The 25,236-nt window shown below is 64.8% G+C and carries 24 protein-coding genes and 2 tRNA genes; 13 read left to right on the plus strand and 13 right to left on the minus strand.

Annotation, left to right across the window (positions count from 1 at the left end):
* The first annotated feature begins 9 nt into the window (after positions 1-9).
* Positions 10-330 carry a DUF2322 family protein gene (locus NMQ16_RS05405; protein WP_257079493.1) on the plus strand — a complete coding sequence of 107 codons (321 nt, stop codon included), beginning with the start codon at positions 10-12 and terminating at the stop codon, positions 328-330.
* A 339-nt stretch (positions 331-669) separates the two neighbouring features.
* On the opposite strand, the gene secF is transcribed toward NMQ16_RS05405, so the two are convergent.
* The 5 genes from secF to queA form a co-directional block, all read right to left on the minus strand.
* Positions 670-1,608, minus strand: a complete 939-nt coding sequence (gene secF / locus NMQ16_RS05410; RefSeq protein WP_257079494.1) for a protein translocase subunit SecF — start codon at positions 1,606-1,608, stop codon at positions 670-672.
* A 27-nt stretch (positions 1,609-1,635) separates the two neighbouring features.
* On the minus strand, positions 1,636-3,486 hold the full coding sequence (secD, locus tag NMQ16_RS05415) for a protein translocase subunit SecD (protein WP_257079495.1): 1,851 nt from the start codon (positions 3,484-3,486) through the stop codon (positions 1,636-1,638).
* A 72-nt stretch (positions 3,487-3,558) separates the two neighbouring features.
* Positions 3,559-3,885 carry a preprotein translocase subunit YajC gene (yajC, locus tag NMQ16_RS05420; protein WP_257079496.1) on the minus strand — a complete coding sequence of 109 codons (327 nt, stop codon included), beginning with the start codon at positions 3,883-3,885 and terminating at the stop codon, positions 3,559-3,561.
* 79 nt (positions 3,886-3,964) lie between these two features.
* Positions 3,965-5,074 (minus strand): tRNA guanosine(34) transglycosylase Tgt, encoded by a 1,110-nt coding sequence (gene tgt / locus NMQ16_RS05425; RefSeq protein WP_257079497.1) that lies wholly within the window; start codon positions 5,072-5,074, stop codon positions 3,965-3,967.
* A complete protein-coding gene (gene queA / locus NMQ16_RS05430) occupies positions 5,064-6,116 on the minus strand; it encodes a tRNA preQ1(34) S-adenosylmethionine ribosyltransferase-isomerase QueA (RefSeq protein WP_257079498.1) in 1,053 nt (350 codons plus the stop codon). Before queA ends, tgt begins: the two co-directional genes overlap by 11 nt.
* A gap of 104 nt (positions 6,117-6,220) precedes the next feature.
* Here queA and NMQ16_RS05435 point away from each other — a divergent pair.
* The 8 genes from NMQ16_RS05435 (at position 6,221) to NMQ16_RS05470 (ending at position 12,649) form a co-directional block, all read left to right on the plus strand.
* A tRNA-Leu gene (locus NMQ16_RS05435) sits at positions 6,221-6,305 on the plus strand.
* A gap of 48 nt (positions 6,306-6,353) precedes the next feature.
* Complete coding sequence (locus NMQ16_RS05440) at positions 6,354-7,286, plus strand: bifunctional riboflavin kinase/FAD synthetase (RefSeq protein ID WP_257079499.1); 933 nt, start codon at positions 6,354-6,356, stop codon at positions 7,284-7,286.
* Positions 7,287-7,295: 9 nt separating this feature from the next.
* On the plus strand, positions 7,296-10,133 hold the full coding sequence (gene ileS, locus NMQ16_RS05445; protein ID WP_257079500.1) for an isoleucine--tRNA ligase: 2,838 nt from the start codon (positions 7,296-7,298) through the stop codon (positions 10,131-10,133).
* A gap of 5 nt (positions 10,134-10,138) precedes the next feature.
* Positions 10,139-10,633, plus strand: a complete 495-nt coding sequence (lspA, locus tag NMQ16_RS05450) for a signal peptidase II (RefSeq protein ID WP_257079501.1) — start codon at positions 10,139-10,141, stop codon at positions 10,631-10,633.
* A complete protein-coding gene (locus NMQ16_RS05455; RefSeq protein WP_257079502.1) occupies positions 10,630-11,070 on the plus strand; it encodes a peptidylprolyl isomerase in 441 nt (146 codons plus the stop codon). Before lspA ends, NMQ16_RS05455 begins: the two co-directional genes overlap by 4 nt.
* An 11-nt stretch (positions 11,071-11,081) precedes the next feature.
* Positions 11,082-12,008, plus strand: a complete 927-nt coding sequence (ispH, locus tag NMQ16_RS05460) for a 4-hydroxy-3-methylbut-2-enyl diphosphate reductase (RefSeq protein WP_257079503.1) — start codon at positions 11,082-11,084, stop codon at positions 12,006-12,008.
* A gap of 49 nt (positions 12,009-12,057) precedes the next feature.
* Entirely contained in the window at positions 12,058-12,483 is a 426-nt protein-coding gene (locus tag NMQ16_RS05465) for a Fur family transcriptional regulator (RefSeq protein WP_069038081.1), read from the plus strand.
* A gap of 90 nt (positions 12,484-12,573) precedes the next feature.
* Positions 12,574-12,649, plus strand: a tRNA-Thr gene (locus NMQ16_RS05470).
* A 207-nt stretch (positions 12,650-12,856) separates the two neighbouring features.
* Here the strand turns inward: NMQ16_RS05470 and NMQ16_RS05475 are convergent.
* Positions 12,857-13,243 carry a hypothetical protein gene (locus NMQ16_RS05475; RefSeq protein WP_257079504.1) on the minus strand — a complete coding sequence of 129 codons (387 nt, stop codon included), beginning with the start codon at positions 13,241-13,243 and terminating at the stop codon, positions 12,857-12,859.
* 456 nt (positions 13,244-13,699) lie between these two features.
* On the opposite strand from NMQ16_RS05475, the gene pepN reads away from it, so the two are divergent.
* Positions 13,700-16,348, plus strand: a complete 2,649-nt coding sequence (gene pepN, locus NMQ16_RS05480) for an aminopeptidase N (protein ID WP_257079505.1) — start codon at positions 13,700-13,702, stop codon at positions 16,346-16,348.
* Between the two features lie 94 nt (positions 16,349-16,442).
* Here the strand turns inward: pepN and NMQ16_RS05485 are convergent, their stop codons facing one another.
* The 7 genes from NMQ16_RS05485 to pcnB form a co-directional block, all read right to left on the minus strand.
* Positions 16,443-17,321: a LysR family transcriptional regulator gene (locus NMQ16_RS05485; protein WP_257079506.1), complete on the minus strand. Its 879-nt coding sequence runs from the start codon at positions 17,319-17,321 to the stop codon at positions 16,443-16,445.
* A 102-nt stretch (positions 17,322-17,423) separates the two neighbouring features.
* Complete coding sequence (gene panD / locus NMQ16_RS05490) at positions 17,424-17,807, minus strand: aspartate 1-decarboxylase (protein ID WP_257079507.1); 384 nt, start codon at positions 17,805-17,807, stop codon at positions 17,424-17,426.
* Between the two features lie 103 nt (positions 17,808-17,910).
* Positions 17,911-18,750, minus strand: a complete 840-nt coding sequence (panC, locus tag NMQ16_RS05495; protein ID WP_257079508.1) for a pantoate--beta-alanine ligase — start codon at positions 18,748-18,750, stop codon at positions 17,911-17,913.
* A 66-nt stretch (positions 18,751-18,816) separates the two neighbouring features.
* On the minus strand, positions 18,817-19,653 hold the full coding sequence (gene panB, locus NMQ16_RS05500; RefSeq protein ID WP_257079509.1) for a 3-methyl-2-oxobutanoate hydroxymethyltransferase: 837 nt from the start codon (positions 19,651-19,653) through the stop codon (positions 18,817-18,819).
* Entirely contained in the window at positions 19,650-20,288 is a 639-nt protein-coding gene (locus NMQ16_RS05505) for a deoxynucleoside kinase (protein WP_257079510.1), read from the minus strand. The genes panB and NMQ16_RS05505 overlap by 4 nt, the downstream gene beginning before the upstream one ends.
* 29 nt (positions 20,289-20,317) lie before the next feature.
* Positions 20,318-20,671, minus strand: coding sequence for a DMT family protein (locus tag NMQ16_RS05510; RefSeq protein WP_257079511.1), 354 nt, complete (start codon positions 20,669-20,671; stop codon positions 20,318-20,320).
* Complete coding sequence (gene pcnB / locus NMQ16_RS05515) at positions 20,668-22,011, minus strand: polynucleotide adenylyltransferase PcnB (protein ID WP_257079512.1); 1,344 nt, start codon at positions 22,009-22,011, stop codon at positions 20,668-20,670. Before pcnB ends, NMQ16_RS05510 begins: the two co-directional genes overlap by 4 nt.
* Positions 22,012-22,142: 131 nt before the next feature.
* Here pcnB and NMQ16_RS05520 point away from each other — a divergent pair, with 131 nt between their 5' ends.
* The 3 genes from NMQ16_RS05520 to NMQ16_RS05530 all read left to right on the plus strand — a co-directional run bounded on the left by NMQ16_RS05520 (position 22,143) and on the right by NMQ16_RS05530 (position 25,232).
* Complete coding sequence (locus tag NMQ16_RS05520; RefSeq protein ID WP_257079513.1) at positions 22,143-22,505, plus strand: DUF2946 family protein; 363 nt, start codon at positions 22,143-22,145, stop codon at positions 22,503-22,505.
* A gap of 101 nt (positions 22,506-22,606) precedes the next feature.
* Positions 22,607-24,706, plus strand: coding sequence for a TonB-dependent receptor (locus NMQ16_RS05525; RefSeq protein WP_257079514.1), 2,100 nt, complete (start codon positions 22,607-22,609; stop codon positions 24,704-24,706).
* 1 nt (position 24,707) lies between these two features.
* Positions 24,708-25,232, plus strand: coding sequence for a YcnI family protein (locus NMQ16_RS05530; RefSeq protein ID WP_257079515.1), 525 nt, complete (start codon positions 24,708-24,710; stop codon positions 25,230-25,232).
* Positions 25,233-25,236 lie beyond the last annotated feature (4 nt).

Genomic DNA, 25,236 nt, shown 5'->3' on the forward strand with positions numbered 1-25,236 from the left:
GGACGCATCATGAGTTTTGCCGAAACGCTTAAAACCCTGCCCGGCGTGTCGCATCTGGCGGCGCTGCAATTGATCGATGCTGCCGGGGAAGTGATCGCGACCATCGAGAACAAGCCCGGCCAGGCCGGGTCGCTGGCGGTGTACAACCACCTCGCCCAGCTGCATGGTGCCATCACGCCGGATGCATCGAAGCAGGGTCTGGATCTGTATGGCGAACACACCGTCGACGCGCGTGCCAATCCGGGAAAGCACCCGAACATCGATCGGCTGATCGCACTGGTCGACAGCGCTCAGACCTTGCGCGTGAAGCAGGTGTTCGCACAGCCCTGAGCGGTCGATCCGGCGGGGTAAGTCGGAGCCCGACCGACGCGGTGCTGCTGCCAGACAAGACCTGCCGCGGCAGGGCCTGGGGCAATCGCCCGGGTTCGGGTCGGTCGTTGGGCATCGCTGCGCTCACCCCAACCTACCTGCCGGACGCCCGCAGCCTGGCTCAGTGCAGTGATGCCCGACGCGAACACCCCCCGAAGCGCCGCTGCCCTGCGTGGCCCCTCCGTAGGTTGGGGTGAGCGCAGCGATGCCCAACATGCTCGGGTCGAATCAGAGCAGCAGTATTCGAACGCAGACCGGGTCGTGCCCCCGACCGCGTTGGTCACGCGGCCGCCAGGCGATTCAGACGACCGCTTCTTCCTTGCGCTTCGGCGGCTTGATCAGTTGTTCGCGCTTGACACCCAGCCACATGGCCAGCGGGCAGGCGACCAGCACCGACGAATAGATACCGAAACAGATGCCGATGGTCAGCGCCACCGCGAAGTAGTGCAGCGCCTCGCCGCCGAACAGCAGCATCGACAGCACCATCATCTGGGTTGAACCGTGCGTGATGATGGTGCGCGAGATCGTGCTGGTGATCGCGTTGTCCATCACTTCGGGCACGGTCAGCGTGCGTTTGCGCGCATTGCGGAACACTTCGCGTACGCGGTCGAACACCACGACCGATTCGTTCACCGAGTAACCCAGCACCGCCAGCACCGCCGCCAGCACCGGAAGCGAGAATTCCCACTGGAAGGCAGCGAAGAAGCCGAGGATGATCACCACGTCGTGCAGGTTGGCGATGATGGCCGACACCGCATAGCGCCATTCGAAGCGCATGGCCAAGTAGGCCATGATGCCGCAGATGACGAACATCAGTGCCAGCGCGCCGTCTTCAGCCAGTTCCTTGCCGATCTGCGGGCCGACGTATTCGACGCGCCGCAGTTCGGGCTTCGGACCGTCGCCTGCGCTGAGCGTGGCGATCACCTGCTGGCTCACCTTGGCGGAATCGACGTCCTTGACCAGCGGCAGCCGGATCAGCACATCACGTGCGGTGCCGAAGTTCTGTACCTGCGGTTCGCTGAAGCCACTGTCGGTCAGCGCCTTGCGCACGCCCTGCAGGTCGGCCGCCTCGCTGTATGAAATTTCCATCAGCGTCCCGCCGGTGAATTCCACCGACAGATGCAGACCGCGCGTGGTCAGGAAGAACACGGCCAGCAGGAAGGTGACGAACGAAATGACGTTGAACACCAGCGCCTTGCGCATAAAGGGGATGTCGCGCCGGATGCGGAAGAATTCCATGACTGTTCAGATTTCCTTGGTGGCGGCTCAGAGGTTGGCGCCCGGTTTCCACACGGTGCCGATCGACACTTTTTCGAGCTTGCGGGCGCGTCCGTACACCATGTTGACGATAGCGCGTGACACCACCACGGCGCTGAACATCGAAGTCAGGATGCCCAGGCAGTGCACGACGGCAAAGCCGCGCACCGGTCCTGACCCGAACACGAGCAGCGCGATGCCGGCGATAAGCGTCGTGATGTTCGAATCAAGAATGGTTGCCCACGCGCGTTCGTAGCCGGCGGAAATCGCCGCCTGCGGCGTGACACCGTTGCGCAGCTCTTCGCGGATGCGCTCGTTGATCAGCACGTTGGCGTCGATCGCCATGCCGAGCGTCAGCGCGATGGCGGCGATGCCCGGCAGCGTCAGCGTGGCCTGCAGCAGCGACAGCAGCGCAATCAGGAACAGCAGGTTGGCCGCCAGCGCCGTGGTCGAGATGAAGCCGAACACCGCGTAATAGAAGATCATGAAAACGGCGATCGCCACGAAGCCCCACAGCGTCGAATCGAAACCCTTTTCGATGTTCTCGGCGCCGAGCGAGGGGCCGATGACCCGTTCTTCGATGATTTCCATCGGTGCCGCCAGCGCGCCCGAGCGGATCAGGATGGCCAGCGTGTTCGTTTCCTGCGGCGAGAACTGGCCGGTGATCTGGAAGCGGTCGCCGAATTCGCCCTGGATGGTGGCGACCGAAATCGCCTCGCCGCGGCCTTTTTCGAACAGCAGGATGACCATCAGCTTCTTCAGGTTTTCGCGCGTGACCGTGCGCATGATGCGGCCGCCGGTGGCGTCGAGCTTCACCGCTACGGCTGGGCGGTTCGAATCGTCGAACGAGGCCTGGGCGGTTTCGAAGCGCTCGCCGGTAAGGATGACCTGCTTCTTCACCGGCACATTCGAAACACCGCCGCTGCGCGAGTTCTCCGGATAGACCTCGAGCCCTTCCATATTGCCGCTGGTCATCGCTTCCTGATCGACCAGGCGAACCTCCAGCGTGGCGGTGCGGCCGATCAGGTCTTTCGCCTTGGCCACGTCCTGCACGCCGGGCAACTGCACGACGATGCGGTCGGCACCCTGCTGCTGGATGATGGGTTCGGCTACCCCCAGTTCGTTTACGCGCTTCTGCAGGGTCAGGATGTTCTGCTTGATGGCCGATTCGCGCAGATCTGTCTCGGCCAGTTCGCTCATGCGCCCTGTGTACAGGTAGTCGGCACCTGATTGCCCCTGCGTCCATACCATTTCGGGCAGCGCCTTCTCGGCTGCGCTGCGCGCGGCATCGCGACCGGCCGCGTCACGGAAACGCAGAACGATGGTGCTGCCTTCGCGCGAAATGCCGCCGTGGCGGATGTTCATTTCCCGCAGCTGGGTGCGCAGGTCGGATGCCATCGAATCGAGCCGCTTGATGGTTGCGCCCTGCATGTCGACCTGCAGCAGGAAGTGCACGCCACCGCGCAGGTCGAGGCCGAGATACATCGGCAGTGCGCCGAACGAACGCAACCAGTCCGGTGACTTCGACAGCAGGTTGAGCGCCACCACGTACTTGCCATCAACCGGATCCGGGTTGAGTGCCTTTTCAAGCACGTCGCGCGTCTTGAGCTGTGTATCGGTATCGGCGAGGCGCACGCGCACGCCGGTGGTGTCGAGCGTCAGGCCCGTGTGTGCGATGGCGGCGTCCTTCAGCGTCGATTCGACCTGCGTCATCAGGGCAGCGTCGATCTGCACGCCGGTGCGTGCGGTCGATACCTGCACGGCCGGCGCCTCGCCGAAGAAGTTCGGCAGGGTGTAGATCAGGCCAAGTATCAGCGCCACGATCACCAGCGCGTTTTTCCAGATCGGATAGCGGTTCATTGCGGAGTCTGAATGAGGAGTGGAAGGCCGGCGGTACTGCCGCCGGCCGCAGCCGGACGGATCAGCGCGGAATCAGAGTGCCTTCAGCGTGCCCTTGGGCAGCACCGTGGCGATCGCCTGCCGCTGCACGGCGACTTCGACGTTCGGCGCCAGCTCGACGCTGATGAAGTTGTCACCGACCTTGGTGATGCGGCCGGCCATGCCGCCCTGGGTCACCACTTCGTCGCCCTTGGTCAGCGCTTCGATCAGCGCCTTGTGTTCCTTCGCGCGCTTCATTTGCGGGCGGATCATCAGGAACCACAGGAGGACGAACATCAGCAGGATGGGCAGCAGTCCCATCAGGCCACCGGTGGGATCGGCAGCGCCTGCGGCCTGAGCGTAAGCGGGGGAAATGAACACGTTGAACTCCGTTTGCGCGATTGGTAAAGCGCGCGAGTATATCAGCCGGGCCCGGGCCGTCCCCGGCCGACAGATTTGCTCACACTCCGCGCTGCCGGTCGGCGAGGAAGGCGGCCGACCAGGGCGCGTAACGGCCGGTTTCGATTGCCTCGCGCGCCTCGCGCGTGAATTGCTGGTAGAAGTGCAGGTTGTGCAGTGTATTCAGCCGTGCGCCCAGCATTTCGTTGCAGCGGTGCAGGTGGTGCAGGTAGGCACGTGTGTAGTGCGCGCACGTGTGGCACTCGCAGGACGGGTCGACCGGGCCGGTATCGTCCTTGTAGCGCGCGTTCTTAAGCTTGATGTCGCCGTAGCGGGTAAACAGCCAGCCGTTGCGGGCATTGCGGGTGGGCATGACGCAGTCGAACATGTCGATGCCGTGCGCAATCGCATTGATCAGGTCTTCTGGCGTGCCCACGCCCATCAGGTAGTGCGGTGCATGCTCGGGCAGTTTCGGCGCCGTGTGCGCGAGGATGCGCTGCATGTCGTCCTTGGGTTCGCCGACCGACAGGCCGCCGATGGCGTAGCCGTCGAAGCCGATGCCGGTCAGCGCGGCAAGCGACTCGTCGCGCAGTGATTCATGCATGCCGCCCTGGACGATGCCGAACAGTGCGTTGTCGTTGCCCAGCGCGTCGTGCGCGTCGCGCGATCGCTGCGCCCAGCGCAGGCTGAGCCGCATCGACGTCGCCGCCTGCTCCAGGTCGGCCGGGTAGGGCGTGCATTCGTCGAAGATCATCACCACGTCGGAATTCAGGTCGTGCTGGATGCGCATCGATTCTTCCGGCGTCAGCAGCAGCTTGTCGCCGTTGATCGGACTGGAGAAGCGAACGCCGTCTTCGCTGATCTTGCGCAGTGCGTCGAGCGAAAACACCTGGAAGCCGCCCGAATCGGTCAGTATCGGCCGGTCCCAGCCCATGAAGCGGTGCAGCCCGCCATGTTTGCGGATGACCTCGGTGCCCGGTCGCAGCCACAGGTGGAAGGTGTTGCCGAGCACGATTTTCGCGCCCATGTCCTTCAGTTCCGCCGGGTCCATGCCCTTGACCGTGCCGTAGGTGCCGACCGGCATGAACACGGGTGTGTCGACCGTGCCGTGGGCAAGGGTCAGGCGGCCACGCCGGGCGAGGCCGTCGCGCGCGAGCAGATCAAACTTCATCGTGGTCCTTCATGCGCGCCGGAATGAACATCGCGTCACCGTAGCTGAAGAAGCGGTAGCGCTGCGCCACCGCATGCGCATACGCGGCGCGGATGCGCTGCCGCCCGGCCAGCGCCGACACCAGCATCAGCAAGGTCGACTTCGGCAGGTGGAAATTGGTCAGCAGTCCATCGATCACCCGGAAATCGTAACCCGGCGTGATGAACAGCCGGGTATCCCCTCGGCAGGCGGCGAGCGGGCCGGGCGCGCAGACGGCGGCTGCCGATTCGAGGCAGCGCAGGCTGGTGGTGCCAACCGCGATCACGCGTCCGCCTGACGATTTCGTGTCGGCGATGGCCTGCGCCGTGTCGGCCGACAACTGGAACTGTTCGCTGTGCATGCGGTGTTCCGCCAGATTGTTGGTGCGCACCGGCTGGAAGGTCCCGGCGCCGACGTGCAGCGTGACATGGGCACGCCGCACTCCGCGTGCGGCGACCGCACCGAGCAGTTCATCGTCGAAATGCAGGCCGGCAGTGGGTGCGGCGACTGAACCGGTTTCCCGTGCATAGACTGTCTGATAGCGCTGTTCGTCCGCATCGGCGGCCGCGCGATCGATGTAGGGCGGCAACGGCAGTCGACCATGGCGTTCCAGCAGTGCGGTCAGCGGTGTCTCTCCCAGGCTGCGCAGGCGGAAGAATTCGCCGTCGCGTCCGAGCACCTCGAAATCGAAGGCGTCTTCCATGCGCAGGCGGCTGCCGGCACGCGGCGTCTTGCTGGCGCGGACCTGCGCCAGCGCCTCGTGCTCGCCGGTCAGTCGTTCGATCAGCACTTCGATGCGGCCGCCGCTGCCCTTTGTTCCGTACAGCCGGGCATGCATCACGCGGGTGTCGTTGAATACCAGCAGGTCACCCGGCTCCAGACACTGGGGTAGCGCGCGGATGCTGCTGTCGGTCAGCGACGCCGGCCCGACGACCAGCAGGCGACCGGCGCTGCGCTCGGGCAGCGGAGCCTGGGCGATCAGCTCGTCGGGCAGGTCGTAATCGAAGTCGGACAGGGTAAGCACGGAACGCGGCACAAGGTCGGCCTGAAAGGCAAAGCCCGCAATTGTAGCGTCCGTCAGGCTTGCGCAGCGACCGGCCCGACACGCATAATCCGCCGCTCTTCCCTGCCGGGATGGCGGAATCGGTAGACGCAGCGGATTCAAAATCCGCCGCCGCAAGGTGTGGGGGTTCGAGTCCCCCTCCCGGCACCAACAAGCGCCAAGTTATAATCGCGCGATTTTTCGGGCGCTTTTCAATCCGTGCAGGTCTTTCGCGCAATCCCTTCTGCGGCCGATGCGCCGGTCGTCCTGACCATCGGTAATTTCGATGGCGTGCATCGGGGCCATCAGGCCCTGCTCGCACAACTCGTCACGCGTGCTCGCGAAGACTGCCTGCCGGCAGCCGTGATGACCTTCGAGCCGCATCCGCGCGAGTTCTTCACGCACGAGCGACGGCCGACCCGGCTCACCAGCCTGCGCGAGAAGCTCGAGCTGTTTGCCGACGCAGGGGTGGACAGGGTGTACGTGTGCCGCTTCAATGCGCGTTTTGCGGCGCTGAGCGCGCAGGCTTTCATCGACGACCTGCTGGTGCGCGGTCTTGGCGTGCGTCACCTGATCATCGGCGACGATTTCCGCTTCGGGCGGGGTCGGGAAGGTGACTTCGAGCGCTTGCGCTCGGCCGGCGAGCAGCACGGTTTTTCACTTGCGACCATGGCCACGATATCGGTCGATGGCGAGCGGGCGTCCAGTTCCGCCGTGCGCGGGGCGCTGGAACAAGGTGATCTGGCGCGTGCCGAAGCACTGCTCGGACGCCCTTATGAAATCAGCGGGCGCGTCGAGCACGGGCAGAAGATCGGTCGCCAACTCGGGTTTCCGACCGCGAATGTGCAGATCAGGCAGCGTTCGCTGCCGCTGTCCGGGATATTCGCGGTCACCGTCACCGGCGGCGGTCTGCTGGGTGCGCAGGGTGCGGCCAGCGTGGGCGTGCGGCCGACCATTGCCGACGGCTTGCGGCCGACCTGCGAGGTCCACCTGCTGGACCGCACGGTCGACCTGTACGACCGTCGCGTGTCGGTGCGATTCCGGCACAAGATGCGTGACGAGATGCGCTACGAAGGACTGGATGCACTGCGCGAGGCAATCGCGAAGGACGTGGCCGATATCCGCCACTGGTTTGCTTTACATACTCTCTGAAGGCTGAACATGGCTGACTACCGCTCGACGCTGAACCTCCCCGACACGCCGTTCCCGATGCGCGGCGACCTGCCGAAACGCGAGCCTGGCTGGGTGAAGCAGTGGCAGGACAGCAAGCTGTATCAGCGCATCCGCAAGCAGTCGGCCGGCCGGCCACAGTTCGTGCTGCACGACGGCCCGCCGTACGCAAACGGCGACATCCACCTCGGCCATGCGGTCAACAAGATCCTGAAGGACATCATCGTCCGCTCGATGACGCTGCACGGCTTCGACGCGTCCTACATTCCGGGCTGGGACTGCCACGGTTTGCCGATCGAACACCAGATCGAAAAGAAGCACGGCAAGTCGTTGCCGCCGGCCGAGGTGCGCAAGCTGGCGCGTGCCTATGCCGCCGAGCAGGTCGAACTGCAGAAGAAGGGCTTTATCCGGCTTGGCGTGCTCGCCGACTGGGATCGGCCCTACCGTACGATGGATTTCCAGAACGAGGCGGGCGAAATCCGCGCGCTGAAGGAAATGGTCAAGAAGGGCTGGGTGTACCGTGGCCTGAAGCCGGTGAACTGGTGTTTCGACTGCGGCTCGGCACTGGCCGAAGCCGAAGTCGAATACCAGGACAAGGGCAGCCCTGCGGTCGATGTGGGGTTCCAGATCGCTGATGCCTGCCGTCAGATGCTGGCGGATGCGTTCGGACTCGATGCCCTGCCGGCGGGCAAGGTGCAGGCCGTGATCTGGACCACCACGCCGTGGACGATTCCGGCCAATCAGGCGCTGAACGTGAATGGCGAGCACACCTATGCACTGGTGCGGACGCCGAACGGCCACGTGATCGTCGCCCGCGATCTGGTCGACAGCTGTCTGGCGCGCTTCAAGCTCGAAGGCGAGGTGGTCGCCATCGCGCCGGGCACTGCACTGGCGGATCTGCTGTTCCAGCATCCGTTCTACGTGCGCGACGTGCCGGTGCTGACTGCCAGCTACGTCGGGCTCGACGCGGGTACCGGCATCGTGCATTGCGCGCCGGCCTACGGTGTCGAAGACTTCCAGACCTGGACGGCGCACGGTCTGGCGACCAACGAGGTGTTCGGCCCGGTGCAGGCCAACGGCGTCTATATCGATGCCCTGCCGCTGTTCGGCGGCATGCACATCTGGAAAGCCAATCCGGTCATCATCGACACGATCTCCAAGGCGGGTGCGCTGCTGTCGCACGAACAGATCACGCACAGCTACATGCACTGCTGGCGCCACAAGACGCCCGTCATCTACCGCGCCACGGCGCAGTTCTTCGTCGGCATGGACATCCGCCAGCCGGAGTCCTACACGCTGCGTGAATGCGCGGCGGCGGCGGTCGAAGCGACCGCTTTCTACCCCGACTGGGGCAAGGAACGTCTGGCGGCGATGATCGCCAAACGCCCGGACTGGTGCATTTCGCGCCAGCGCAACTGGGGGGTCCCGATTCCGTTCTTCCTGCACAAGGAAACCGGCCAGCTGCACCCCGACACGCCGGACCTGATGGAGCAGGTGGCGCTGCGCGTCGAGCGCGAAGGGGTCGACGCCTGGTTCAACCTCGATCCGGCCGAACTGCTGGGCGACGATGCGGCGCATTACGACAAGCTGACCGACACGCTCGACGTGTGGTTCGATTCCGGCACGACGCACTGGCACGTGCTGCGCGGTTCGCACCAGGACGGGCGGCGCGGCGATGGCGGGCCGGTCGCCGACCTGTACCTCGAAGGCTCCGACCAGCATCGCGGCTGGTTCCAGTCGTCGCTGCTCACCGGATGTGCGCTGGATGGCCACGCGCCGTATCGTGCGCTGCTGACGCATGGCTTCACGGTCGATGCCAGCGGCCACAAGATGAGCAAGTCGGCCGGCAACGGCATCGAGCCGCAGGAAGTCGGCGACAAGCTGGGCGTGGAAATCCTGCGGCTGTGGCTCGCATCGGCCGATTATTCGGGCGAGTTGTCGATCTCGAAGGAAATCCTCGACCGCGTGGTGGAAACCTATCGCCGGTTGCGCAATACCGTCCGTTTCCTGCTTGCCAACATCGCCGACTACGATCCGGTTGCGCACAAGCTGCCGGTGACCAAATGGCTGACCATCGATCGCTACGCACTTGCGCTGACGCGCGACCTGCAGGAGAGGGTCGGCAACGACTACCTCACGTTCGAGTTCCACAAGATCGTGCAGGCGCTGCAGCACTTCGCGTCGGAAGATCTGGGCGGCTTCTACCTCGACATCCTGAAGGACCGGCTCTACACGACGGCGCCCGGCTCGCATGCCCGCCGCTCGGCCCAGGGCGCGCTGTGGCACATCACGCAGACCCTGGTACGTCTGATGGCACCGATCATGCCTTTCACGGCGGAGGAAATCTGGACCGTGCTGGCCGAAGCGGGCAAGAACGGCCCGTATGCCGCGAATCTCGACAGCGTCATGCTGACCACGTGGAACGCGCTGCCGATGCAGGCCGACGAAGCCGCTCTGATTGAAAGCTGGGGTCGCATCCGCGCACTGCGCGCCGAATCGGCGCGCGTGCTCGAAACGCTGCGTGCCGAAGGCGGCATCGGTTCGTCGCTGCAGGCCGAAGTCGAAGTGCGCGCGGCCGGTACGACCTACGACGATCTCGCGGCACTGGGCGACGATCTGCGCTTCGTGCTCATTACCTCGGGAGCGGCGTTGATCAAGGTCGAATCGGACGCGGAGCAGGGCGTCAGCGCGGTTGCGAGCGCGCAGGTCAAGTGCGCGCGCTGCTGGCACTATCGTGCCGACGTGGGCAGCAACCCCGAGCACCCCGAACTGTGCAGCCGTTGTGACAGCAATCTGCACGGCGAGGGTGAAACGCGCAGCCACGCCTGACCACCATGACTGCGCGCTTCGCCGGCTGGCTGGCCGTCGCCCTGTTGGTCGTGGGGGCTGACCAGTTGACCAAGTACCTGATCACCGGATGGTTGTCCTATGGCCAGAGTTGGTCCGTGACGCCCTACTTCGATCTGGTGCTGGTCTACAACCCGGGCGCCGCATTCAGTTTTCTGGCAGACCATTCGGGCTGGCAGCGCTGGTTTTTCATCGTGCTCACGTCAGCGGTGTCTACCTGGCTCATCGTGCTGATGCGCCGCCATGTCGCCGAAGTCGTTCTTCCGCTGGGGCTGGCGCTGATCCTCGGTGGCGCCATCGGCAACCTGATCGACCGCGTGGTGCTCGGCGCGGTCGTCGATTTTCTGTATTTTCATGCCGGGAGCCACGGCTTTCCGGCGTTCAACGTGGCCGATTCGGCCATCACTGCGGGTGTCGTGCTGATGCTGATCGATCAGTTCTGGCTGGTGTCGCGTGCCGCCCGTGCGGAGAAGCAAGCATGAATGACAAGATCAAGCCGGATAGCCTGGTGACCCTGCATTACCGCATGGCCGTGCCGGAAACCGAAAGGGCCGTGGTGCGGGTCAGCACCTTCGATTCGCGGCCTGCGACGCTGCAGCTGGGGCGGGGCGAGCTGGCGCCCGCGCTCGAAATCTGTCTCGTCGGCCTGGCTGTCGGTGATCATGAAGTGTTCGAGCTTGAAGCCGGCGAAGTGTTTGGTGACCACCGGGAAGACCTGGTCGAGCGCTTTGCCCGCGTCGACCTGCCTGACGATGTCGAACTGGCGGTGAATTCCATCGTCGAATTCCTGGGTGAAGACGGCAACAAGTTTCCCGGCCTGGTGAAGGAAGTGGATGACAAGTCGGCGCTGATCGATTTCAATCATCCGCTGGCAGGACGGGCAGTAAGCTTTGAGGTGCAGATCATCGGCATCCTCTGACGGAGGAAACAATGGAAATACTGCTGGCCAATCCGCGCGGTTTCTGTGCAGGCGTCGAGCGGGCGATCGCCATCGTCGAGCGCGCACTTGAGCAGTACGGTGCGCCGATCTATGTGCGGCACGAGGTGGTGCACAACAAGTTCGTCGTCGACAGCCTGCGCGCCAAGGGTGCGATTTTCATCGACGACCTTGAACTGGTGCCCGAGGGCGCCACGCTGATCTTCAGCGCGCACGGTGTGCCGCAGGCTGTGCGCCACGACGCGTCGTCGCGTGGCCTGCGCGTGTTCGACGCAACTTGCCCGCTGGTGACCAAGGTGCACGTCGAAGTGGCCAAGATGCGCGATGCCGGGCGCGAAATCGTCATGATCGGGCACAAGGGACATCCGGAAGTCGAAGGAACGATGGGGCAGACAGACGGCGGCATGTATCTGGTCGAAACCGTTGCAGACGTCGCCTTGCTGAAGGTCAGGGATGCCGGCAAGCTTGCCTATGTCACGCAGACCACATTGTCGGTGGACGACGCGCAGGTCATCGTGGAGGCGCTGCGGGCCCGTTTCCCGGACATCGTCGGTCCGAAACGCGACGACATCTGCTACGCGACGCAGAACCGGCAGGATGCGGTCAAATTCATGGCGCCGCGCAGTGATCTGGTGCTGGTGGTGGGCTCACCGAACAGCTCAAATTCGAACCGCTTGCGCGAGGTGGCGCAACAGTTCGGCGTGCCGGCCTATCTGATCGACAACGCGACGCAGATCGATCCGGCCTGGCTGTCCGGTCGCAAACGCGTTGGCGTGACCGCTGGGGCGTCGGCGCCGGAAGTGCTGGTCGATGAAGTGGTGGCACGGCTACGCGAACTCGGCGCCGGCGCGGTACGCATGCTCGAAGGCGCGCCGGAAAACGTCAACTTCCCGCTGCCAAAGGAACTGGTGCAGGGGTGACAGTCCCGTTGATTGGCGCGGACGGGCCCGCTTACATATACTGGGAATCATGAAAACCACGTTGAATCGCGAACAAACCATAGATCTGCTGCGCAAGCACGGCGTCAATCTGACGCAGCCCCGTGTGGATATCGCCTGCGTACTGTTCTCCCGCATGGAGCATCTGTCGGCTGACCAGATTCTGGGCATGGTGAATGAAACTTCACCGTCGGCCTCCAAGGCCACGGTTTACAACACACTCAAGCTTCTGCGTGATTCCGGACTGATCCGCGAGGTCATCGTAGACCCGACCAAGGTGTTCTTCGATCCGAACACCGAGCCGCATCATCACCTGTACGACGTCGTGACCGGCTGCCTGACCGACATTCCGCAGCATGTGCTGCGCGTCGATGGCATGCCGTCGCTGCCGCCGGGCATGGTCGCCGATGGGATGGACATCGTCGTCCGCATGCGTCCGTCAGCTGCTGCGGTGTGACCGCACCATCGATTCGTGCATTCTTCCGCGCTGCGTGCAGGTTCTCATTGATTTGAGCCGTGCCAACGGCTAACATGCGCGCTCTTTTTCGCCGCTGTAGCTCAGTTGGTAGAGCAGCGCATTCGTAATGCGAAGGTCGCCAGTTCGATTCCGGCCAGCGGCACCAGTAGAAGCAAGCAGAAAGGCCAGTTCCGCGGAACTGGCCTTTTTGGTTTGGGTTGCGGGAACGCGCTGCAGACGCGTCGGCCCGCAGCATCGCGTGCTACGCTTCCGTCGAATCCAAAAAAGAGGTGGTCGCGGCTTTTGGCTACGACCACCTCTTTTTTGATGTGCATGGGGTGCGACCGGAAAGTGGCTGAATGCCACTCCGGCGTCAGGCGCTGACGCTGAACTCTTCTCGGATCGGGGTGGTGCCGGAGATGGGCTGGTTGTTGCTGCGTACGGATGCCGTCACGTAGTGCATCGGTGCAATCTCATGGCGGAACAGATAGGAGAGCACGCGACCGGAATTCCAGCTGTCGGGCAGCGCGATCAGCACCGAATGCGCGGTATCGACATCAAGCGCGTTGTGCACCAGCCAGGCGCCGATCTGTTCGCGCAGCAGGAAGCGGGTTTTCAGCGGGCTGGCCGCCAGCGTCATGCCCGGCGTCTCGGCCAGGCGGATGGCGAGCGAGCGTGCGAGCGGAATCCAGTCGGCTTCGACGCGTTGCCCGTGACAGGCCGCCAGCGCTGCATGTTCGCGCTTGAGAACTTCGCACAACAGGGCAGCAAGCTCGCCGGCTGTCCAGTTGCGAAGACCCGCTGCCGCCACGGGCTGACCGTTGGCTCCGATTTCGGCGTGGCGCGATGCATTCGCCGAAAATCTCGGCCATGCCGCATGTTCCCGCGTGGAGCGTGGGGTCGGCTCGTTATGCTGTTGGCGCGATTCCGACGCCGCTTCATTCAAAATTGCACCCATGGCATACCTTTTGAGTTGTTGGTTCGATGGTAATGCTGCGATGTGTCATTCTTCAGAACTTAGGTCACCCGGACTAAGGGTTAACCCGGCCTGCAGATAAAGCGCCAAATACCCTATCTGCTCCCTGTGCCCGTACGCAGGATCTTCGGCGCAGCCGCATGCAGACTGACTTTGCCGCAATGTGCGATCGTTGCGAACCCTTGTTCAAGGCAGCGTTCGAACGGCTGCCCCTGCTGTTATCGACACGGAAGTTAACAAATGAAGAACTCTTTTTCGCGCGCCATCCATCTGCGGGACTACAGTGCGCCCGCCTGGTGGGTGGATACCATCGACCTTGATGTGTCGATCGCCGACAACGGCGACACGATGGTTGGTGCAGCCATGCTTGTGCGGCGCAACGAAAATGCACCCCGGGCCGATCTGGAACTCGACGGCGAAGCACTTGAGCTGATCGACGTCCGTGTTGACGACGTCACGCTGGACAACCCGGTCAGTCTGCTGAAAGACGGCCGGCTCGTGCTGACCGAGCTACCCGAAAAGTGCCGGCTGACCACCCGGGTGCGCATCCGGCCCGACGTCAACACGACGCTGTCCGGGTTGTTTCGTTCGAAGGATGGCTATTTCACGCAGTGCGAGGCCGAAGGTTTCCGCCGCATCACGTTTTTCCCGGATCGGCCCGACGTGATGTCGCGATACACGGTGACCCTGCACGCCAGCCGAGAACGTTTCCCCGATCTGCTGGCCAATGGCAACCTGGAAGCCAGCGGTGACGAATCGGGCGGCCGTCACTGGGCGCGCTGGGTCGATCCGTTTCCCAAGCCGTGCTACCTGTTCGCCATGGTCGTCGCGAAGCTCGACCGGCAGGACGACCGCTACACGACCGCCTCCGGGCGCGAAGTCGATCTGGCGATCTACGTCGAACCGGGCAAGCTCGACCAGTGCGATTTCGCGATGCACGCGCTGAAGAAGTCGATGCGCTGGGACGAGGAGCGTTTCGGCCTCGAACTGGATCTGGACCGCTACATGATCGTCGCCGTCGGCGACTTCAACATGGGCGCGATGGAAAACAAGGGCTTGAACATCTTCAACACGAAGTACGTGCTGGCGCGCCCCGACATCGCCACCGATCTCGACTACATGAACATCGACCGCGTGGTCGCGCACGAGTACTTCCACAACTGGACCGGCAACCGCGTCACCTGCCGCGACTGGTTCCAACTGTCGCTGAAGGAAGGCCTGACCGTGTTCCGCGACCAGGAGTACGGCTCGGACATGTATTCGCGTGCCGTGCAGCGCATCCAGGAGGTCCGCGGACTGCGCGCAGCGCAGTTTCCTGAGGATGCCGGCCCGATGGCCCACCCGGTGCGTCCGGCCAGCTACGAGGAAATCAACAACTTCTACACCGCCACGGTCTACGAGAAGGGGGCCGAGGTGGTGCGCATGATCCATACGCTGCTCGGCGAAGACGGTTTCCAGCGCGGCATGAAGCTGTACTTCGAGCGCCATGACGGGCAGGCGGTCACCTGCGATGCCTTCGTATCGGCCATGCAGGACGCGAGCGGCGTCGATCTGTCCCGATTCCGTCGCTGGTACGAGCAGGCCGGCACGCCGACGCTGAAGGCCGACGCCGACTTCGATGTTGCATCCGGCCGCTATCGCCTCACTCTGGCACAGGACAACCCGCCCACAGCGTACGAGAAGCGTCTCGCGCAGGAAGGCATTTCGCTTGAACGCGGCCCGTTGCACATTCCGGTCGCCGTCGGCCTGCTTACGCCGGATGGCCGGGAAATCCTGCCAACCACGGTGCTGTCGCTGACCGAAACGGCGCAGACCTTCGACTTCGACCTGTCGGCGCATCGCCTGACTCAAGCGCCGCTGCCATCGCTGCTGCGCAATTTCTCGGCGCCGGTGACGCTGCTGTTCGACTGCCCGGACAGCACGCTGGCAACGCTGATGGCGCATGACAGCGATGAGTTCAACCGCTGGGAAGCCGGCCAGCGACTGGCCACGAGGCTCATGCTCGCCGGCGTGGCAATCGTGCAGTCAGGCGGCGTGGCGGAGGTGCCAGCAGTGTTCGTCGACGCCTTCACCGAGACCCTTGGCAAGGCAGCGCAAGATCCGGCCTTCGCCGCCGAGGCGCTGGCGCTGCCGTCGGAAATCTGGCTCGGCGACCAGATGACGGTGATCGATCCGGATGCCGCTCACCGGGTACGCCGGCTGTTCCGCCGCACGCTGGCGCAGGCCTTGCGCCCGCAGTTCGAGGCGCTGCTCGATTCCCTTGCCGTGATCGACCCCTATGTACCCGACGCCGCGGCGATGGGCCGGCGTGCATTGCGCAATCTGGCGCTGGGCTATCTGATGGAACTGGACGACCCGGCACTGCAACTGCGCGCGCTGGCGCAGTTCCGCGATGCCGACAACATGACCGACCAGTCGGCTGCGCTTACCCTGCTGGCGCACAGCGAAACGCCACTGCGCGAGGTCGCGCTCGCCGAATTCTACGCGCGCTGGAAGCACGAAGCCCTGGTGGTGGACAAATGGTTGACGGTGCAGGCGACCTCGCCGGCGGTCGGCACGACAGCACGCGTGCGCGAATTGATGGCGCACGAAGCCTTCGATCTCAAGAATCCGAACAAGGTGTACGCGCTGGTGCGCACCTTCTGCGCCGCCAACCCGCTGCACTTCCATGCGGCGGATGGCTCGGGTTACAGCTATGCGGCCGGCGTCATCCGGGAGCTCGATCCGGTGAATCCGCAGGTGGCCTCACGCGTGGCACGCGCCTTCGACCGCTGGCGTCGCTTCGACGACGGCCGCCAGGCGCATGCCCGCACCGCGCTTGAAAGCATCGCCGCACAATCCGGGCTGTCGCCGGATGTCGCCGAGGTCGTCAGCCGGGCTTTGGCTTGACGGCAGGTGAAAGATGCAAGTTGCAAGATGCAAGATGCAAGGAACGCGGCGCCAGTCTCTCCTTGCATCTTGAATCTTGAAACTTGCATCTGCCTCAATCCGTCGCGATCATCGCCTCGAAAGCCAGCGCAGCCGGGCTGAGCGGACGGCGTGGCAGGCGCAGGCGATAGAGCTGGCGGCTCAACTGCACGCCGGGCAGCGTCAAGGTGGCGACCTTGCCGAGCGCGATCTGGTCCGCCGAACTGACCCGCGGCACCATTGAAACACCGCCGCCGGCGGCCACGGTCTGGATGACGGCTTCCGTGCTGCCGGCTTCGATCAGCCGGGCGGGGCGGATACCCAGCTTGTCCAGCCAGCGATTCACGACTTCGCGCGTACCCGAGCCGGGTTCGCGCACCACCCATGTGGCCTGCGACAGCGCCTCGACCGTGATTTCGCCGGCTTTGGCCAGCGCGCCGTCGGGCGGTGCGACGATCAGCAGCGCTTCCTCGCGCCAGGGGCGTGACTCGATGCGCTCATCCTCGACCGGGCCTTCGACCAGCGCGATGTCGACCTCGCAGGCGAGCAGGCTTTCGGCGATGGTTTGCGTATTGGCGCTGGTCAGGCTCAGCGACACCCCTGGATGCGCCTGGGCGAAGTCCGCCACATAACCGGGCAACCAGTAGGCCGCCACAGTCATGCTGGCGCCAATGCGCAGGCGGCCGCGCTCCAGATCCGAATAGGCCTGGAGCGCTTCCAGCGCCTCGCGCTCCATCGCGAAGATGCCGACTGCGTACTCGAACAGCACCTGACCCGCTTCGGTCAGCGACACGGCGCGCGCGCCACGTTCGATCAGCACCACGTCGAGCTGGTCTTCGAGCTCACGCAGTGCCTTCGATACCGCCGGCTGGCTGACGCCCAAGTGTTCGGCCGCGCGCGAAAAGCTGGTGTGCTCGCCGACAGCGTGGAAGATGCGCAGAAGGTGCAGGTTCATTGCGAAAAAGTCGATGGACAGACTCGCATTGTTTCACATCGCTGCATGCGGAAAGGCCCGCATGACGCGGGCCTTGGCGGGTTGATGCAGAGAGGCCGCGGTTCAGCCGGCCATCTGCACCGGAATGTGGCCGCGCTGGTTCACGATGCGGTTCTTGCCATCGACGTACACCAGCTTCGGTTCGAAGCGGGCCAGCTCGACCTCGGTGTATTGCGCGAAACAGGCAATGATCAGCAGGTCGCCGGCGGCCGCCTTGCGGGCCGCAGCACCATTGACCGAAATGATGCCGCTACCGCGTTCCGCGCTGATCGCATAGGTCGAAAAGCGCTCGCCGTTGGTCACGTTGTAGATGTCGATCGCCTGATATTCGCGGATGTCCGCCGCGTCCAGCAGATTCTGGTCGATCGCACATGAACCTTCATAGTGCAGTTCGGAATGGGTGGTTGTGACACGGTGAAGCTTGGACTGAAGCATGGTGCGTTGCATGGGCGCTCCTTCGATATCGCGCTGTTTCGACCACTGCACGTGCCGCAGCACGCACAACAGAGCGCTGCTGGAACACCACCGGCCTTGAGCGCGTCGTGGCGACCTACACTTCCAGATTGTCGATGAGGCGCGTCGTCCCGAGCAGAGCGGCGGCCACGATCACCAGACTGGATTCGTGAGCGGATGGCGATTGTAGGTCGGCTTGTCGTCGCACTGCAACATATTGTGGAGACCAGCCACGGGCTTCAAGAAACGACAAGGCGTCATGTTCTATCCTGGCGAATTCCCGGTCTCCGGTCCGCAGTGCATCACGCGCCGCCGACAGCGCCTGGTAAAGCTGCACCGATTGCGCGCGCTCGGCCGCGGACAGGTAGCCGTTGCGCGACGACAACGCGAGACCGTCGTCGGCGCGCAGCGTTTCGCCGCCCACGATCTCGATCGGCAGCGCCATCTGGCGCACCAGTTGGCGGATCACCATCAGCTGCTGGTAGTCCTTCTTGCCGAACACCGCCACCTGCGGCTGCACGATATTGAACAGCTTGGCGACCACGGTGGCGACGCCGGTGAAGAAGCCCGGCCGGAATGCGCCTTCGAGCAGGTCGGCCAGCATCGGGTCGGGCACGACGCGCAGGGTCTGCGGCTGCGGATACAGCTCGCCTTCGGATGGCGCGAATACGTGCGACACGCCTGCTGCCTGCATGCGGGCACAGTCGGCATCCAGGGTACGCGGGTAGCGATCGAAATCCTCGTGCGGGGCAAACTGCAGGCGATTGACGAACACGCTGGCGACGACGACATCAGCCAGCGTGCCGGCCTGTCGCATCAGCGAGGCGTGACCTTCGTGCAGATTGCCCATCGTGGGCACAAGGGCGATGCGCGCGCCCTGTGCGCGCAGCGGGTCAAGCGCGGCGCGCAGGCCGTCGATCGTCGGATGTATCTGCATGGCGGATGCGGGGAGGCGGCGGCGAAAAGAGCGGCTGAAAGAGCGGAAAAGACGCGCCGAGGCGTCTCAGTAGGCGTGCTCGGGGCCGGGGAAGCTGCGCTCCTTGACCGCGGCGATGTAGCGGCCGAGCGCGTCCTGCACGTCGTCGGCGCCCGGCATGAAATTGCGCACGAAGCGCGGACGCCGGCCGGGGAACAGGCCGAGCACGTCATGCAGCACGAGCACCTGGCCGTGGCAGTCCAGCCCGGCGCCGATGCCGATCGTGATGAAGCGACGCGCCGCCGTGACGTCCGTCGCCAGTCGGGCCGGCACCATTTCCATCACCAGCATCGAGGCGCCGGCGTCGTCGAGCAGCGCGGCATCGGTCTTCAGTCGTTCGGCCGATTCGGTGGTCACACCCTGCGCGCGGTAGCCGCCGAGCTGGTGCACCGATTGCGGCGTCAGACCCAGGTGTGCGCACACCGGTACGCCGCGCTCGACGAGGAAGCGCACGGTGTCGACCATGTGCGCGCCGCCTTCCAGCTTCACCATCTGGGCGCCGGCGGTCAGCAGCTTCACGGCGTTGCGCATCGCCTGTTCGCGGCTTTCCTGATAGCTGCCGAACGGCATGTCGCCGATCAGGAAGGCGCGGCCCTCGACGTTGCGCAATCCGCGTGCCACGCAGCCCGTGTGGTAGGCCATCTCGTCGATGGTGACCGGCAGCGTCGTGTCGTGGCCCTGCAGCACATTGCCGAGCGAGTCGCCGACCAGCAGCACGTCGGCTCCGACGGCGTCGCACACTGCCGCGAAGGTCGAGTCGTAGCAGGTCAGCATGGCGATCGGTTCGCCTGCTGTGCGCATGCGGGTGAGCGTATTCAGCGTGACCGGGCGGCGGGCCGGGTCAGTATCGCGGACATAGGTCATGTGGCGTATCCGAAAAATTCGCGGAAGGAGCGCATCTGGGTCAGCCGCTCGACCAGCAGCGCAAAATCGTCGTCGCTGTCGACCGGGTTGAGCTCTTCCGCATTGACGATGAACAGCGGACTCGCATCGTACTGGTAGAAGAAGCGCGCGTAACGCTCCACCACGCGAGCCAGATAGCTTTCGCTGATGCGCCGCTCGGCATCAATGCCGCGCCGGCGTACCCGGTCGGCCAGCGTATCGGCGTCGGCCTGCAGGTAGATCACCAGATCCGGCGCCGGCGCCTGCAGCTTCAGCGCGGTGAAGATCTGCCGGTACAGCGCGTATTCGTCATCGGTCAGGTTCATCGACGCGAACAGCGGGTCCTTGTCGATCAGGAAGTCGGCCACCAGGCGGCCGGAGAACAGGTCATCCTGCGCGACCTCCCGCAGCTGTTCCATGCGCTGGAAAAGAAAGAACAGCTGGGTCTGCAGCGCGTAGCGCTCCATGTTCTGGTAGAAGCGGCCGAGGAAGGGATTTTCTTCCGGCTTTTCGAACAGCGTCGGCGCCTGCAGGTGTTCGGCGAGGCGCCGGGCGAGCGAGGTCTTGCCGACGCCGATGGGCCCTTCGACGACGATGTAGCGTGCTTTGTCCAGCATCGGTGCGGTATTCCGGTCGGAAGTTCGGGTCAGCGGAAGATGAAATACACCGCGCCCAGCATACACAGCGCAGCCCACAGGTAGTCAAGCTTGAACGGCTCGCGCATGTAGAAGAGCGCGAACGGCACGAACACCGACAGCGTGATCACTTCCTGCATGATCTTCAGCTGGCCGAGCGTCAGCTGGGTATGACCGATGCGGTTGGCCGGCACCTGCAGCAGGTACTCGAACAGCGCGATGCCCCATGAAAGCAGTGCCGCAAGCCACCACGGCCGATGATTCAGATCGCGCAGGTGGGCATACCAGGCGAAAGTCATGAACATGTTCGACAGGACGAGCAGACCGCCGGTCTGCAACCAGACAGGCAGTTGCGGCATCGTCATTCAGGCGCGACCTGGGCGCTGCCGGTCGGCTTGCGCCGTACCCGGCGACGCTTCTTCGCGACCTCTTCCGGCCGCAGCATGGCTTCGCGCGTCGGGCCGTCAGCGTCGGCAAATTCGGTCCACCAGTCGGCCAGTTCCTGCGGCACCTCGCCGGAGCCGGCGCGCAGCAGCAGGAAGTCGTAGGCGGCGCGGTAGCGCGGCAGCTCGAGCAGGCGGAAGGGCCGCTTGCCGGCCCGGGCGTCGAAACGCGGCTGCAGCGCCCAGATGTCCTTGATGTCGGTGGCGATGCGCCGCGTGATGGCGAGCTTTTCGGCCTGCTGGTCGAGCACCACCGTCATCGCCTCGAACATCGCGGGAATCGACGATTCACCGGCTGCCTTGCGCTTTTCCCAGTCAGCCAGCACCTCGTGCCACAACAGGGTGGCGAACAGGAAGCCGGGCGAGATCGACTTGCCTTCGCGCACCCGCTCGTCGGTGCGCTCCAGCGCCAGCATGACGAAGCGCTCGCCCATCGGCTGCTCGAGGATGACGTCGAGCAGCGGCAGCAGGCCGTGATGCAGGCCATCCTCGCGCAGCTGGCGCACACAGCGGACGGCGTGACCGCTGGTGAGCAGCTTGAGCATTTCGTCGAACAGGCGTGCCGGCGGCACGTTCTCGAGCAGGCTGGCCATCGAGCGTATCGGTTCGCGCGCGTCCGGGTCGATCACCAGCCCGAGTTTGGCCGCGAGGCGCACCGCGCGCAGCATGCGTATCGGGTCTTCGCGGTAGCGGCGCGGTGCTTCGCCGATCATGCGCAGCGTCTTCTGCTTGAGGTCGGCCACACCGTGGTGGAAGTCGATGACGGTTTCGGTCGCCGGATCGTAGTACAGCGCGTTCACCGTGAAATCGCGTCGCGCGGCGTCTTCTTCGATGGTGCCGAACACGTTGTCGTGCAGGATGCGGCCGTGCTCGTCGGTCACCGCTTCGGAATCGCCCCGGAAAGTGGTCACCTCGATCGTGTCGCGGCCGAACATGACATGCACGATCTTGAATCGGCGCCCGATCATGCGTGCCCGGCGGAACACCGCCGTCACCTGTTCCGGCGTTGCGCTGGTGGCGACGTCGAAGTCCTTCGGCACGATGCCGGCAATGAGGTCGCGTACCGCCCCGCCCACCACATAGGCCTGATAGCCCTCCGCCTGCAGCCCGTCGCACACCCGGCGTGCGGCCGGCAGCAGCGCGTCGCGCGAAATTCCGTGCTGGGCAATCGGGATGCTGACCGGGCCGCTCGGGCGTTTGGCATGCGGGCCGGTGTGGTCTTCGGGGCGACGGAATATCCGGCGCAGCAACTTTCGGATCATCAGTAGTGGGACTTTCTGGCGCGGCCCGGCGCCGGGCGCTTGGATAATCGACGCGCCATGTTAACGCAAGCAGGCACGCGTCAGTCCGTCGTGTTGCATGTCGATCGACAGGCGCGCTACCATCCGCGCCGATGAATGCCTTCCGCACCCATTTCCGCCTGACCCTGCTGGTCGCGATCTTCGCGGTCTGCGCGCAGGCATTGCTGCCGACGCTGATGCGCTGGCAGCAGTCGGTCGACCCGACCGCGATGACGGAAATCTGCACCGTGTTCGGCGTTCAGGCGCTGTCCGCGGAGGGCACACCGCAACCGGTCAAGCCGGGCCACTGTCCTTGGTGCATGGCGCAAACCGCCTTTGCGCTGCCGGTGCATGCCTCTGATGCGGTGTTTGCACGTCACGCCGAATCCGAGCCGCCACCGGCGCAGCTCGCGCCCGAGTTTCCGACCTTCACGCCGCTTGCGGCGTCTCCGCGCGCGCCACCCCGGCACGCCTGACCCCCGCCTGATCTGCCGGTGACGCGCGGCCCTGCCGTCGTGCGCACCGCCTCCGACCTCGTCGCGCCCCTGTCGCGCGGCCGCATCACGGAACATCCTTCATGCAATCGACCTTCGTGGCCGCTGCGCGCCTGTTCGCGTTGTCGCCCCTCGCCCTTGCCCTCAGCAGTCTTGCGATGGCGTCCGACACCACGGTTCAGCTGCCGGAGCTGCACATCGAGGCCCGGCGCATCCTGTCCACGACGCTGGTCGACCTCGAATCCGCCCGTGCCGCGATGGCGCTGACGCCGGGCGGCGCCTCGGTGATCGACGCCGAATCCTTCCGCGACGCGCGTGTGTCGACCTTGCAGGATGCGCTCGGCTACAGCGCGGGCGTGTTCGTGCAGCCGCGTTTCGGTTCGGAAGAGTCGCGCCTGTCGATCCGCGGCTCCGGCCTGCAGCGCACTTTCCACCTGCGCGGCATCAAGCTGATGCAGGACGGCGTGCCGATCAACCAGGCCGATGGCGGCGGCGACTTCCAGGTGCTGGAGCCGCTCGCCACGCGCTACATCGAGGTGTGGCGCGGCGGCAATGCGCTGCAGTACGGCGCCAGCAGCCTGGGCGGGGCCATCAATTACGTGTCGCCCACCGGTCACGACGCACCCCGCCTGACCGTGCGCGCGGAAACCGGCGCCTTCGGCTATCTGCGCAGCCAGGTCGCCACCGGCTTCGTCGCCGGCGACATTGATGGCTATCTCAGCCTGTCGAGCTTCACTCAGGACGGCTTTCGCGACCATGCGCGGCAGGACACCCAGCGCGTCGTCGGCAACATCGGGCTGCGCATCGCGCCTTCGCTGGAAACCCGCTTCTTCATGCAGGCCGCGAAAAGCGACTCCGAACTGCCGGGCAATCTGACGCGTGCGCAGCTGCAGGCCAATCCGCGCCAGGCCGCGCTGGCCAACATCACCGGCGACCAGAAGCGCGACATAGACCTGTGGCGCGTGTCGAACCGCACCGTGTGGCTGGCCGGTGACGGCCTGCGGGTCGAACTGTCGGCCTACTACGTCGACAAGGACCTGTTCCACCCGATCTTCCACGTGCTCGACCAGCGCAGCAAGGACTTCGGCGCCGAACTGCGCATAGTGTCCGAAGCCATGCTGGCCGGCTTGCCGCATCGTCTGGTTGCCGGCGTCGGCGCCGCCCGCGGCGACACCGACGATGATCGCTTCGTGAATGTCGCGGGCCGTCGCGGCGGGCGTACCAACAAGCTCGACACGAGCGCACGCAACCTCGAAAGCTACGTCGAGAGCCAGCTCACCTTCGCGCCGTCCTGGACCGCGGTCGTCGGCACGCAATACACGCATGCGCGCCGCAAGAGCCGCGACCTGTGCTTCGCCGGCGGACCGCTGGCCTGCGCCGGCAGCGACGATAGCTTTGCGCGCAGCTTCGACGGCTGGAGCCCGAAGCTCGGCGTGCGCCACGACGTATCGCCGTCGATGCAGGTGTTCGCCAACGTGTCGCGCAGCTTCGAGCCGCCGTCATTCGGCGAGCTGACCGGTGGCGCAACGGTGATCGACTCGCTGCGTACGCAGCGTGCGACCACCTGGGAAGCAGGCAGCCGCGGCGACTTCGCATGGGGGCGCTACGACTTCGCGCTCTACCACGCCCGGGTGACCGACGAGTTGCTGGCCTACACGCTCAATCTGGGCGGCGCACCGGTCAGCACCACGCTGAACGTGCCGAAGACGATCCATCGCGGCATCGAATTTGCGGCCGACGGTCGCTTCGGTGCCGGCTTCGAATGGCGCCAGGCACTGCTGTACAACGACTTCCGCTTCGACAACGACCCGCTGTTCGGCGACAACCGGCTGCCCGGTGTGCCGCGCACGCTGTTCCGCGGCGAGCTGGGCTACCGCTTCCACGCCGCGCCCGGCGGTCCGCTGAAGATCGCAGCCAGCACCGAATGGTCGCCGCAGCGCTACGCGGTCGACATGGCCAATACCGAATTCGCCGACGACTACGCCCTCTTCGGCCTGCGCGTCCAGCAGCAGGTCGGCAAGCAGTTTTCGTGGTTCATCGAAGGGCGCAACCTGTCCGACCGCCGCTATGCCGCGAGCACCAATGTCGTGCGCGACTTCAGCGCACTGGCAGCCGGGGCCCGCAATGTCTATCTACCGGGCGACGGCCGCGCCGTCTATGCCGGCATCGAATGGAAAATGTGACATGAATCGATATCTGAACTGCCTCGCATTCGCGCTGCTCGGTCTGCCGGTCGTGACCGCGGCGCATGTCGTGCTCGAGCAGCAGACGGCGCCGGCCGGCAGCTACTACAAGGGCACCTTCCGCGTCGGCCACGGCTGCGAAGGCTCGCCGACCACCGCCATCACGGTACGTCTGCCCGAGCCGATGGCCAGCGTGAAACCCATGGTGAAGCCGGGCTGGACCGTCACCGTGCGCACCCAAAAGCTGGCGCAGCCGCTGATGCATCACGGCAAGCCGGTCGGCGAGGGGGTCGTCGAAGTCACGTGGACCGGTGGTCTGCTGGCTGATGCGCACTACGACGAGTTCGCGCTGATGATGAAGCTGCCGGATGCGCCCGGACGTCGCTGGTTCAAGGTGGTGCAGCACTGCGAGCATGGCGCGAACGACTGGTCGCAGATTCCCGCCGAAGGCCAGAGCATGCGCGATGTGAAGATGCCGGCGGCCGTTCTTGATGTACTGCCGGCGGAATCCCGGCCGCATCACTGAATCC

The organism is Methyloversatilis sp. XJ19-49 (genome assembly GCF_024580145.1).
GTDB lineage: Bacteria > Pseudomonadota > Gammaproteobacteria > Burkholderiales > Rhodocyclaceae > Methyloversatilis.